This window comes from Neisseria perflava, assembly GCF_002863305.2.
Classification (GTDB): Bacteria; Pseudomonadota; Gammaproteobacteria; order Burkholderiales; family Neisseriaceae; genus Neisseria; species Neisseria perflava_A.
Map to the genome: position 1 here is coordinate 1,228,516 of NZ_CP136962.1, position 13,549 is coordinate 1,242,064.

General features: G+C 52.0%; 7 protein-coding genes. 4 read left to right on the plus strand and 3 right to left on the minus strand.

Going from position 1 to position 13,549, the window contains the following annotated elements:
- Positions 1–40: 40 nt before the first annotated feature.
- Positions 41–643: a DUF4230 domain-containing protein gene (locus CYJ98_RS05735; protein ID WP_167382859.1), complete on the minus strand. Its 603-nt coding sequence runs from the start codon at positions 641–643 to the stop codon at positions 41–43.
- A 199-nt stretch (positions 644–842) separates the two neighbouring features.
- Here CYJ98_RS05735 and ribBA point away from each other — a divergent pair, with 199 nt between their 5' ends.
- From ribBA to CYJ98_RS05755, 4 genes are all read left to right on the plus strand, one after another.
- Positions 843–2,183: a bifunctional 3,4-dihydroxy-2-butanone-4-phosphate synthase/GTP cyclohydrolase II gene (ribBA, locus tag CYJ98_RS05740; RefSeq protein WP_063068228.1), complete on the plus strand. Its 1,341-nt coding sequence runs from the start codon at positions 843–845 to the stop codon at positions 2,181–2,183.
- A 254-nt stretch (positions 2,184–2,437) separates the two neighbouring features.
- Positions 2,438–5,881: a TonB-dependent receptor domain-containing protein gene (locus CYJ98_RS05745; RefSeq protein ID WP_063068229.1), complete on the plus strand. Its 3,444-nt coding sequence runs from the start codon at positions 2,438–2,440 to the stop codon at positions 5,879–5,881.
- Between the two features lie 159 nt (positions 5,882–6,040).
- Positions 6,041–7,006, plus strand: coding sequence for a Slam-dependent surface lipoprotein (locus CYJ98_RS05750; RefSeq protein WP_063068230.1), 966 nt, complete (start codon positions 6,041–6,043; stop codon positions 7,004–7,006).
- A gap of 115 nt (positions 7,007–7,121) precedes the next feature.
- Entirely contained in the window at positions 7,122–8,615 is a 1,494-nt protein-coding gene (locus tag CYJ98_RS05755; RefSeq protein ID WP_063068231.1) for a surface lipoprotein assembly modifier, read from the plus strand.
- Between the two features lie 129 nt (positions 8,616–8,744).
- Here CYJ98_RS05755 and CYJ98_RS05760 read toward each other — a convergent pair whose 3' ends face one another.
- Together CYJ98_RS05760 and glgX are read right to left on the minus strand one after the other, a co-directional pair.
- Positions 8,745–11,225 (minus strand): glycogen/starch/alpha-glucan phosphorylase, encoded by a 2,481-nt coding sequence (locus CYJ98_RS05760; protein WP_063068232.1) that lies wholly within the window; start codon positions 11,223–11,225, stop codon positions 8,745–8,747.
- 314 nt (positions 11,226–11,539) lie between these two features.
- The gene (gene glgX / locus CYJ98_RS05765) at positions 11,540–13,525 is read right to left on the minus strand and encodes a glycogen debranching protein GlgX (RefSeq protein ID WP_101755388.1); all 1,986 of its coding nucleotides are present in this window, start codon (positions 13,523–13,525) and stop codon (positions 11,540–11,542) included.
- Positions 13,526–13,549 lie beyond the last annotated feature (24 nt).

Sequence of the window (13,549 nt, forward strand, 5' to 3'; positions counted from 1 at the left end):
GAAAATTTTTCAGACGGCCTTATCTTTGCAAGCAATCTATTTAACCGCACTTCCCTACCGCAGCCGGATAGACGGACACCTTCGTCTGCGTCAACGCAAACAGGTTTTCCAACTGCGTTTGCGCTTGACGGTTGGCATGTTCCAAAATCTCAGCCTTACACGCGCTTTGCAATACCTGCCGTTTCGCTTCTTCCTGCACCGTCTTAAATACCGACTTATCCATAGGCAGCAAATTAAACGAGCCGGTCTGAATATCGTACACTTCGATATTTTCCAAATCCACGCTCAAGATTTCCACCGCCGGCAGACTGATCAATACCTTGTCGTCCACAATATTAACATTGTCCGCGCCTAACTTGTCCAAATCCAAACCGGCCAACACCTTGCCGCGTACAATAAAAATACCGCTTTGTGAATCCTGCCACAGCCTGCGCCAATCTCCTTTTTTCTCCGTACGGATAATCGTATCGATATAAAATGCCGTACTTTCCAAGCGGTTTATCTGCTTAATCTGCATCAAAACCCCATCACGGGACAAAACCTGATGTTCTTCGTTCTGACCATGCAGGGCATAAAACCAGCCGCCTGCAGCCGTCAACGCACACAACACCAGCACGACCAATCCGCGCCCAAACATTTTCATTTCAAATATCCCCCGTTAAAATAATCATCAAAACATTCCCCATATTCTCCCAAAACCGTCAATTTCAAGCCATACCCAGGCCGTCTGAAACATTAAAACTTATTACCAAAAAGTAATAAAAAAATCTCAATAAACAAAGTTTGCCTTTTGGTAAAGACAAGACTACAATCCATTACACACAATTCAATTTCATCTCATCATGAATACCACCGACCTGCGCCGCCACAACCTGCGGCAATGGATAACACAACACCACAACGGCCAGCAGACCAAGTTTGCCCAAGCCATCGCCATCAACCAAGGCGAGCTGTCCGCCCTGCTGAAAAACAAATCTTTCGGCGAGAAAAAAGCCCGAAAAATCGAGCAGACAGCCAATATGCCTGACATGTGGCTGGATCAAGACCACCAAGACCGCCACACCCCCACCATCAGCCAAGAAAGAAATACCATGTCCCACATCTCCACCATCCCCGAAATCCTAGCAGACATCAAAGCCGGCAAAATGGTCATCATCACCGATGCCGAAGACCGCGAAAACGAAGGCGACTTGCTGATGGCCGCCCAATTCGTTACCCCCGAAGCCATCAACTTCATGATCAAAAACGCACGCGGCCTGGTCTGCCTACCGATGAACGGCGAAATGGTCGAAAAACTCGGCCTGCCCATGATGACCCAGAAAAACGGCGCACAATACGGCACCAACTTTACCGTCTCCATCGAAGCCGCCCACGGCATTACCACCGGCATTTCTGCCGCCGACCGCGCCCTGACCATTCAAACCGCCGTTTCCCCATCCGCCAAACCTGAAGACATCGTCCAACCCGGCCACATCTTCCCACTGCGCGCCCAAAAAGGCGGCGTACTCGTCCGCGCCGGACACACAGAAGCCGGCGTCGATCTGGCACAAATGAACGGCCTGATTCCCGCCGCTGTCATCTGCGAAATCATCAACGACGACGGCACCATGGCGCGTATGCCCGAACTGATGAAGTTCGCCGAAGAACACAATCTCAAAATCGGCACCATTACCGACCTCATCGAATACCGCAGCCGTACCGAAAGCCTGCTTGAAGACATGGGTAACGCACCCGTACAAACCCCATGGGGCGAGTTCCAACAACACGTTTACGTCGACAAACTCTCCGGCGAAACCCACCTCGCCCTCGTCAAAGGCACACCAACCGCCGACGAAGAAACCCTCGTCCGCGTCCACGAACCCTTCAGCGTCATGGACTTCATCCAAGCCAATCCGCGCCATTCATGGTCGCTGCCCAAAGCCCTTGAGCGCATCCAACAAGCCGAAAGCGGCGTAGTCATCCTCCTACACCGTACCGAAGACGGCGCCACCCTGCTCGACCGCACCCTGCCCAAAGGCGCAAACCAAGCCTACAAATGGGACAGCAAAAGTTACGGCATAGGCGCACAAATCCTCGCCGGCCTCAACGTCAAAAAACTGCGCGTCCTCGGCCAGCCATCATCCTTCACCGGCCTCACCGGCTTCGGCTTAGAAGTCGTCGGTTTTGAAGAAGCTGAAAAATAATCTTGCTTGATTGATTCTCAAAGTAAATGAAACAAAAGGCCGTCTGAACATTTTCAGACGGCCTTTTCATATTTCTATTTATCTGAATATTATCCAAATAAAATTATGATAAAAACGACTATTTATTAGATTATTTCAATAATGATAAGAATAATCAATTATGATATAAATATTAATAATATTTAAAAATTTTATATTTTTTATATAAAAGAGTATTTTAACCTCTTATATTAAGTTCTTAACAAAGAGAAACTATGTCTACTTTTACTCCCAAACCCAAAATAATTATTCTCAGCCTTGCCAGCGCATTCAGTACATTAACCGTTGCTAATGCCATCGAAACCTCAGCTCAACCCAAACAATACCAAGAATTGGATACCGTTGTTGTCAGTGGCAAACGTACCAACGACCAAAAAGGCGCGGACGACGTGTATTACAAAAACGTCTCCAACGCCTATGTTGGCAAAGAATACCTCGAACGCTACCGCGTCCAATCCGCCGGCGACGTACTCAAAGGCTTAAACGGCGTGTACAACATGAACACCCGCACCGCCGGCGGCGCGATTACGCCCAACATACGCGGCATCACCGGCAAGGGCCGCATCCCCGTTACTGTGGATGGTACAGAGCAAACCATAGACGTATGGATGAACAACTACGGAGTGGGCGACCGCAACTACCTCGACCCCGCCCTATTCCGCAGCATCGCGGTGGAAAAAAGCCCCGCCCTCACGCGCGGCGTGAAATCGGGCGTCGGCGGCGCGGTAACCATCCGCACCATCGAACCCGCCGACATCATCCCCGAAGGGAAAAAATTCGGCTTCCAACTGAAAACGGAGTTCTCCAACAACAGCAACAAACAGGCCAACAACCTCAACCAATGGCTGGGCTGGGAAGACTACCGAACCCTGCCTTTCGGCGCGACGGCCGACGGCGCGGGCGGCGGCGTCGACCCGCATACCGGCAAACAAAGCCCGCAGGCCTTGGTGGCTGACGGCCTGACCCCGCCCAAACATAAAAGCGGCCGCGACAATTGGCGTTTCGGCAATGACCGCAGCTATATGGCCGCCGCCGCCTTCAAAACCGAACTTTCAGACGGCCTGGCCGCCTACAGCTACCGCGACAAGGGTAACTACTTTGCCGGACGCAAGGATGCGGAAGGCTACCTGCACAATCCGGTATACGACCTGCAAAAATGCGGCGATGAAGGCGGCAGCGAATTCGACTGCAAAAACTCCGCCACCTTCGTGCCCAATATGGCCAAGGTCTACCACCCCGGTGTGGAAGTGTTCAACAGCAACATCAGGACCAAAACCCTGCTGCTGAAAAACAACTGGCATCTGCCTAGCAACCATAAACTTGGCTGGCAGTATATGCGCACCGACGTGCGCTTCGGCGAAATCAACCCCTTCCACGCCACCTATGTGATGAATATGGAAGAGCACAACCCCAGCAGCCGCCCCAGATCATTGTCGCCGCAGATGCAAAGTATCGATTCCAATATCCGCACCGACACCTACAAACTCGGCTGGGACTGGAAGCCCGAAAACAGCCGCTGGATAGACCTGCAGGCCAACTTGTGGCGCATCAAAACCAACTCCACCCGCCACCAGAGCGGCGGCATGGATTTGTCTGCCGCCCGCCCCGACCCCTATTACGATGCCTGGTACTGGTGTACCAAACGCGGACAACTTCCGCCAGATTATGCTGACAACTACAGCAGCTGCGGCAGCCTGCTGAACGATTACGGCATCAACGGTTTGAGCAAAGAAGAAGTGATGAAAATCCTGCCCAACGAAAACGGACAATACCGTGTGCTTTCCGGAGCAGAACAGAAAACCCGCGTCAGCCGTACGGGCTTCGACCTCAACAACCGCTTCCGCCTACACCCGCGCCTGAACATGACCCTGTCCGCCGACTATCAGAACGAGAAGCTTGAGGAAGAAGTGGATGTGGTTAACTCTCAGGATTTGTTCAATCTTGCCGGCATGGCCACCGGCATGACGAAAATCGCCGGCCCGCGCGGTGGCAAACGGCGCGAATGGGGAACAAACTTGGTATTCGACTGGCAGGCCACCGACCGTTTGAAAATCTCCGCCGGCATCCGCTACCACAACTTCAGGGGCTTCGATACCGCCCTGGCCGAAGGCCGCGCCCGCCGCGACCCACGCTATCAGGCCGGAGGTGGCGACAGCGGCACTTATTCGGACGGTGTGTACATCCCATATTTCGAGCTGGTTGGCGATCGGGAGCGGCGCGATTGGGACGCGGTATCCGAACAGAGCCGACGTGCCCACCAGTCAGGCGATGATGCCGCCATCGCCGCCGCCAACCGGGCTATGCAGGCGCACGGCGCACGCTATAAACTGCCGAAAGAGTATAATAGTTCGGAATATAAGGTATACGACCAGTATCAATATATCGGCAGTGACGGGCTTGCTTATGGTGACGGTACAGGTTATTATGGTAATAATTCTCAAAATCATCCGTTGTACCGGGTGCGCCCCGTATATGTGCCGTTTGTGAACGGCAAGCTGGACAGCGGTTCGCTGCCCGAACATTTCCATGATTTTGTGAAAAATTATCAGGAAAAGGTTGCCAATCCACAGGGATTGAATCAGTCACATTACCGATATTGGGCAGGGTTGGGGAATTCTGAGAACTGTATAAGAAATAGCGTAATAACCTGTCTTGATCATTACAAAGCAGGAAAACTATCCAATATGGGTGTCGGTTATCCGGAAACCGGCGGTGATACCGGATCAGAACATAAGATTATCAATAAACACTACACTGAAGAGCAATACTGGGCGCAGCCCAAACCGATACGCGCCCATGCCTGGGCGCCGACCGTCGCCGTCAGCTACGACCTGACCGACAACAACCGCTTATTCGTGCGCTACGCGCAGATGACCCGCTTCCCCAGCGTGTACGAAGTCGGCAGCTTTTACAACGACCTGGACTATGTCGGATCGCCCAAAGCGCCGAATTTCCGCTTCAAGCCGGAACGCAGCCGCAGCCTGGAAATCGGCTACAACTTTAACTTCGCACCGCACTTTGCCCGGCTGCGCCAAGGCGATATGCGCCTGACCTACTACCGCAACCGCATCCGGAACGTAATCGAGACCACCGACCATTTCCGCACCGTGCAATACGACAGCAAGGATACCGCCGGGCTGGAATGGCAGGGCCGCATCGACAGCGGCCGCTTCTTCGCCGCGCTGGGCGCGACCTACCGCCTGAAACAGCAGATGTGCGACCGCGACACGGCCTTCGATTTCGACCCCTACGGCTACAAAGGCATACCGGTCTGCATCGAAGGGGGCTACGGCAGCACGCGCGGCTACCAGGCACTGCAGCCGAAGTATTCGGTCAACCTTGATGCGGGCATGCGCGCCTTGGGCGAGAAACTCGAATTCGGCCTGCGCGGCATCTACCACAGCCGCGTCAATACCAAGCAATACGACCAACTGTTGAAGCGGGGTTTGGGGCATATCTTCAACAGCACCGGCAAGCCCTACCATTGGAACCCCTCGCTGACATGGGACGTGTACGGCCGCTATCAGGTGCACAAAAACCTCAACGTCAACTTAGGCATTACCAATCTGACCAACCGCTACTACCTTGACCCGATGTCCAACGTGCCCGCCCCCGGGCCGGGCAGGACGGTTACCTTCGGGCTGACGGCGAAATTTTAGCCGGACGGATAACGACAGGTGCGGCAAACGCGCCGGACATAGGGATACACAAACCAAACCGCCCCGCAGGGGAAGGCTTTTTGCCGTTTTTTCCGCCAGCCGGCGGCAATAAAGCGGATGTTTGTTGTTATTCACTTAATGTTTAAAAGGAGACTTATCATGTCTATCTTCAAACAAACCCTGTTGGCCGCGACGCTGTGCGGTGTTTTTGGCGCAGCCGTCGCCGCTCCGGAAGGTGGTTCAAGTCAAAAAAGAAAGGATGGCTATTGGATAACGGTCAAACCAGGTACCTCCAGTTGGCAGCCCTTCGGTGCTGGCAAGGCAGGCTTAGCATTCAGTACCGACAACGGCCATAGTTGGTCAAACTCCATCAATCTGGAAGACGGCCCGGTTAAACATATCGGTATCAAATATAAACAGGGCACACAGAAAGTTCCGATTAACGGCAACGACCCCTATGCCAATGTGGACGGCACGCGCAATCCGCATTATCTGACCTTAAAGGATGTGAAACCGGTAATCGGCTGGTTCTATAATCCGCCGTTGGGACAGGTGTGGTATGAAAACCGCCACAACAACACCGAAGTATACAGCGTGCGCCAGATGGCCAACCCGGCCATTCCCGCCGCACCCAAGTTCGGCGGCCTAGTCATCGCCAAGGTGCCGGGTATGAACGGCAGCGACGGCAACGTGTTCTTCGGCGAATGGGCACCGCGCAAAGGCAATCCGCCGCAAAACAGTACGGATTTGAATATGGCGGACGGCAAACGCACCGTTTGGTATGTAGGCGACAATCCGACCCGAAATATGCCGAAGCTCGTTAATGCTAAATACAATGTATTGGGCGTGAACAAACACACTCCCGGCCGCAACGATTTCTACACCGGTACACTTACCGCTAATTACGGGACAGGGTCAGGTTCACTGACAGGCAGTATCTCCCGTCCAGGTGACAGTGTAAACTTCGCCGGTACCAATATTCGGAGCAACGGCACATTTGACAACGGCAAGGTGAACGAACATATTACCGGCCGTTTCTACGGCAACAGTGCGGAAGCCTTGGCCGGTATCGTGGATCGCGCGGGAGCAGATAAAGATGTAGCCTTCGGCGGTCGCAAACAATAAGCCCAAATTGTCAAGAATACAACGGGATGCAGCTTGACCATAGTCTGCATCCCGCTTTGGTTTTATCGAATCTGACTTCTTTCAGACGGCCTCCCCGCCCAAAGGACCCTATCCCATGAAACACCACTTCTGCCTGCTTTTTCTACCGCTCTGTACGGTCTGCCTTGCCGCCCCGTCCGACGATGCCGCGGACGAACGCCGCCGCCTGCTGGACGAGGGCAGCCGCCAAACGCAGCAATACCGCGAAAGCGGCTGGCTGGACACGGAGCAGGCACACGGGGAAGTGGGAGAAAACGACGACTACATCATGATAGACGGTACAGTCTACCAAGTCGGCGACACGGCGGAAGAGTTGGAAAGCGCGATTTACCACGCCCTCAACGCGCGGCAGTGGCACAAGGTGCGCCAGTTCGCTGCCCGCTACGCCAAACTGCCCCAGCATAAACCCGCGCTGATTCATTTGGCTGATGCGCTGCAAAAACGGGACGAAGGGGATTTCCACGCGGCGGGGAACAGTTTTCAGACGGCCTTGGAAGCCGAACCCGACAACCCCCGCCTGCTGCTCGAAGCGGGGCGGTTTTATGCCGAAGACAACCAAAACAAAGAGTCCGCCGCCGCGTTTGAGAAAGTTCTGAAAACGGATATTCCTGCTGAAACCCGCCCCATCGTGGAAAACTATCTGTCCGAACTGGGCAAACGCCGCCGCTGGCACGGCCAAATCAGCCTCGGCTACGGCTACAATAGCAATGTAAACCAAGGCAACGGCATCAACCAATGCGTGTGGGAAATCTCAGGCATGTGCCTGATGGAGCGCACCCTGCCCGCGCCAACGGATTCGACCTTCTCATCCTATAGCGCGACCGCCGAAAAAACCATCCCGCTCAAAGGGCATCACGGTGTACTGGTGCGCGGTGTACTGTACGGCAACCGCTACACGGAAAAAGACAAAGATTCGACAGCCATGCCGGATTACAGCTATCACAACAGTTCGCTGTACGCGGGATATGCCTATGCCGACACACGCTCCTCCTTTTCCCTGCTGCCCTATTTCGAATACGACTTCCGCAACCGCCACACCCACTACCGCGCATGGGGTGTGGATGCCGACTGGTCGCGCACACTCTCCCCGCGCTGGCGTGTCAATGCCCGTGCCGGAGCGAAAAAGACCGGATACAGCGGACAAAGCAAAGATTATTTTGCCGACTACAAACAATACGAACTGGGCGCGGGGACAGAATTTTCTCTCACATCGAAAAGCGGCCTGTTCGCCAACTTTGATGCAACACGCAAAGCCTATCCCGAAAAATCTTCTTCCAGCAAGGAATATACAACACGGCTGGGAGCGTATAGTTTTTTTTCAAGCGGTACTTACCTCAACGCCATCCTGCTTCACCGCCGCAGTCTTTATGATGCGGCAAGTTTTGTCAGCGACAACAAACGGCGGCGCGACAATCAATACATAATGATAGCCGCTGTGGGCTTTCCGCAGTGGAACCTTAAAGGCGTGTATCCTGAATTTCGTTTCAGACGCTCAATCTCCCATAGCAATACAGCACATTACCGCTACCGTCAGAATGAATGGTTACTAAATTTTAAATATCGATTTTAAAATTGAGTCATTTCGAAATACGCTAAAACAGCGATACAACCATACTGTTTTACTCGTTTCTATTTCATGCCGTCTGAAAAAAGCCGATACACCTTTCCGATGTATCGGCTTTCGCTATCTGCTCAACGCTTAATTTCTGCTGGGCAATTCTTTTTCGCTCAATGGTTTGATGTACCAAATATCGCGGCAGTAGTCGGCGATGGAGCGGTCGGATGAGAAGAAGCCCATGTTGGCGATGTTGATCAAGGCTGATTTGCGCCATGCGGATACGTTGCGGTAGTGCTCGTCCGCTTTGTATTGCGTGTCGATGTAGCTGCGGAAATCGGCCATCAGTTGATAGAAGTCGCCGTATGGTTGCAACACGTCGTTGTAGCGGTTTGGCTCTTCCGGAGAGAAAGTGCCTTGGCTGATTTGGTTGACGACGCGGCGCAGGTCGCTGTCTCGCTCGATATAGCTCAACGGGTCGTAACCGTTGCGGCGGATTTCTTCGACTTGTTCTACGGTGTTACCGAAGATATAGCAGTTGTCCGCGCCGACTTTTTCCAAAATCTCAACGTTCGCGCCGTCCAGTGTGCCCATACAGATTGCGCCGTTGAGGGCAAATTTCATGTTACTGGTACCGGATGCCTCTGTACCTGCCAGTGAGATTTGTTCGTGCAAATCGGCGGCCGGGATGATGATTTGGGCAAGGCTGACGCTGTAATTCGGGATGTAAACGACTTTAATCAGGTCACGGATACGGGGGTCGTTGTTGATGACTTTGGCAACGTCGTTAATCAGTCGGATGATTTTCTTCGCCATGTAATAGGCGGAAGCGGCTTTACCGGCAAAGATAAACACGCGCGGCTGCCAATCGAAATCTGGGTTTTCCAAGATTTTGTTGTAGCGGTCAACGATGTGCATCACGTTCAATGCTTGACGTTTGTACTCGTGGATACGTTTGATTTGGATGTCGAAAAGTGCATCGGTGTTAACTTTGATGCCCAGCTCGGTTTCGATGTATTTGGCAAGGCGCTCTTTGGCGGCTTTTTTCACTTCACCGAATTCTGCCTGTACGGAGGCATCGTCCACTTTGTCGTTGAGCTTGGTCAGGTTGTCCAAATGCAGACGCCAGTCTTCGTCGCCTAGATGTTTGTCCAAGAATTTGGTCAGGCCCGGGTTGGCGATGTTGATCCAGCGGCGCGGGGTTACGCCGTTGGTTACGTTGGTAAAGCGTTCTGGGAATATTTTGGCAAAGTCGGCAAAGATGGATGTGGTCATCAAATCGGAGTGGATTTTTGCCACGCCGTTGACTTTGTGCGAACCGATCACGGCAAGCCATGCCATGCGGACGCGACGGCCGTGGGTTTCGTCAATGATGGATACGCGGCGGACAAAGTCGTCGTCGAAGTTGCCGATGGCGCGTAAGGCATTGAGGAAGTAAGCGTTAATTTCAAAGATGATGTCCAAGTGGCGCGGCAGCAGACGGCCCATCAGGTCAACCTGCCAAGTTTCCAAGGCTTCGCTCATCAATGTGTGGTTGGTGTAAGAGAAAATCTTACAGCACATATTCCATGCTTCAGTCCATGCGATGCCCTCTTCATCAATCAGGATGCGCATCAATTCTGGAATAGCGAGCACCGGATGGGTGTCGTTCAAATGGATGGCGACTTCGTCCGCCAAAGTGCGGATGCTTGGGAAACGGCATTTGTGACGTGCAACGATGTCTTGAACGGAAGCGGAAACCAAGAAGTATTCTTGCTTCAGGCGCAATTCGCGGCCGGAATCGGTAGAGTCGTTCGGATACAGGACGCGTGAGATGTTTTCATCGCTGTTTTGTGCGCGAACGGCAGAGGCATAGTCGCCTCGGTTGAAGTCGGCAAGGTCAAACAGGTTGCCTGCGTGTGCGGTCCACAAGCGCAATGGGTTGGCACATTCGCCGCCATAGCCCGGAATGATTTCATCGTATGCCCAAGCGGAAATTTCTTCGCTCGGCTGCCATTCTTTTTTGTCGCCCAAGTTCAATACTTGACCGCCGAAACGGACGGAATATTGTTTGTTCGGACGGGCAAATTGCCATGCCAAATCTTGGTCGAGCCACAAATCGGGTTTTTCAACTTGTTGTCCATCCACGATTTCTTGTTTGAACATACCGTATTGGTAACGGATGCCGTAGCCCATGGCCGGAATGCGCAGGGTTGCCAAAGAGTCGAGGAAGCAGGCGGCAAGACGGCCCAAACCGCCGTTACCTAAACCTGGATCTTCTTCTTGTTCGCAGACATCGGCAAATTCTTTGCCCAGTTGCTTGAAGGCTTCTTCAAATTCGGCGTAAACGCCTTCGTTAATCAGCGCGTTGACAAACGAACGGCCGAGCAGGAATTCCATAGACAGGTAATAAACCATGCGTTTGCTGTTGTCGATGTGGGCGCGGCGTGTTTTGAGGAAATCTTCCGCAATCAGGTCACGCGCGGCAAGCATGGCGGCGTTGAGCCATTGGTGTGAAGTTGCCTCCTTCGGATCTACGCCCAAGATGAAAATCAGCTTGTAAACGATGGATTTACGGATGGTTTCGGCGTCCGGTTTAGGCATTACATAATCGTAACCGGAGATGGGGAGTTTTTTCTTAGCCATGGAAGCCTTTCTCTAGCGTGAGGCACTGGACAACGCGCCTGATGGTTTTATTAAAAACAACGAAACTCGGTTTTCAGACGGCCTGACAACAGCAACAGGCCGTCTGAAAGGAATGGTGCGTAGATTTGTTACAAACTAAGGGGATTATAGCGGAAAGATTTAAAAAAAGGATATATTTTTCTTTATAAAACATTCAATTAACAATTAAACCATTCATCATCTTATCGGCATTTTCAATTTATACCACCAAGCCAAAAATGAACAAATACCGACAAAATATCAAAGAATTAACCAACCAATAGTTTGATTCTCATTTAATTTGTTTTATGTAAAATCCAAATCCCCATATGCTCAACAACACATTTTCCTGATTCTTCGTAATTTAATTTCTCTGATGGTACGCAAGAAATTTCCCAATTACCTTGAGGCAGATTAAATAACTGACGACTACGTTTGGCATTTACCAACAACAGCCATTCGTCGTCCAAAACAATCTGAATCGCCTTGCTGCCCCTATTGTGCCAACAATATTCCGTCATTGGGCTGCCGTCGGCATTGAGCCATTGCACACGCTCTTTTTCCCACCAGCAATCATCTGTCAGCAGCTTGATTCGGCTGCGTACGCGTATCAGCTCTTGAGTGTAATTTTGCAACTCATGAGGCTCATTTTGCCAATCCAACCATGTAATCGGATTATCTTGGCAGTAGCTGTTGTTGTTGCCTTGCTGACTGTTGCCGAACTCATCGCCGGCTAAAAGCATGGGCGTACCGTTGGATAAAAATAAGGAGGCAAGCAGCGCTTTGGAGGTGTATTCGCGGTTGAGCAAAACTTCTTCATCATCGGTTTCGCCTTCTACGCCGTGGTTGTAGCTGATGTTTTCATTATGCCCGTCGCGGTTGTTTTCGCCGTTGGCTTCGTTGTGTTTCTCGTTGTAGCTGACCAAATCGCGCAGAGTGAAGCCGTCGTGTGCAGTGATGAAGTTGATACTGGCAGACGGGTGGCGGCCGCTGTGGTTGAAAATATCGGACGACCCGGCCAAACGTTCGGCAAATGCACCCAAATTGCCGCTTTCCCATGACCAAAACGCGCGCATATCATCGCGGAAACGACCGTTCCATTCGGCAAAAGGTTGAGGGAAATTGCCCAAGTGATAACCGCCCTCGCCGATGTCCCATGCTTCGACAATCAGTTTCAAACCGGCCAAAACCGGGTCTTGATACAGGACTTGAAAAAAACGGCCGTACGATTGGAAATCGGGTTCGCGTCCCAATACGGTTCCCAAATCGAAACGGAAGCCGTCAACATGAAACTCTTCAGCCCAATAGCGCAGGCTGTCTGCCGCCCAACGGGTAACGTCGCGCCGGACAATATTGAGCGTATTGCCGCAACCCGACCAGTTTTCATAATTGCCGTAAGGGGTGTGCCAATACCATAAGGTGTTGTCGATACCGCGCTGACACAGCATCGGGCCTTTGTCATCCTGTTCTGCCGTGTGGTTGTACACGACATCCAAAATCACTTCCAAACCTGCCTGATGCAGGGCTTTGACCGCTTGTTTAAACTCCGCCGCCGCACGCTCGGGATTGTCGGCATAAGACGGCTCGACGGCAAAATGAGAATAAGTGTTGTAGCCCCAATAATTGCTCAAGCCCATCTGCTGAAGATGGTATTCGTCCAGATGATAATGAATCGGCAGCAGCTCGACCGTTGTTACCCCCAACTCTTGCAAATAGGCCAAAACCCGTTTATCGCACAAGGCCTTATAAGTGCCTGCATATTTCAAATCGGGGAATTGCTTGGTAAACCCTTTGACATGGGCTTCATAAATAACGGTTTTGCCCCACGGTATTTCCGGACGGCAATCTTTGGCCCAATTGAATCGGCTGCGTCCGATCACGACGCTTTTCGGCGCAACGGCGGCATTGTCGCGTTCATCTTCCGGTCTGAACCATGCCATTTCTTCGGCGGTACGGTAGCTTGGTTTGCCGTCAATTTTTTTGGAATACGGATCAATCAGTAATTTGTTGGGATTGAAACATGAGCCGTATTCTGCGTTTTCACGTCCATACACGCGGAAACCGTATCGCTGCCCTGCCTTAACATCCGGCACAAATCCGTAAAATACCGAACCGCGCCGCGAAGGCATCTCCAAACGGGTTTCTTTATCCTTATCAAACAGACACAATTCGACCTTTTCGGCATTGATGGAAAACAAGGTGAAATTCGCGCCCTTGCTTGTCAGGGTCGCACCCATGGGATAAGGCTTGCCTTCCTCGATATGCCATGATTTGGCAGTCATAGAATGATTCCTTGGTATGTATTT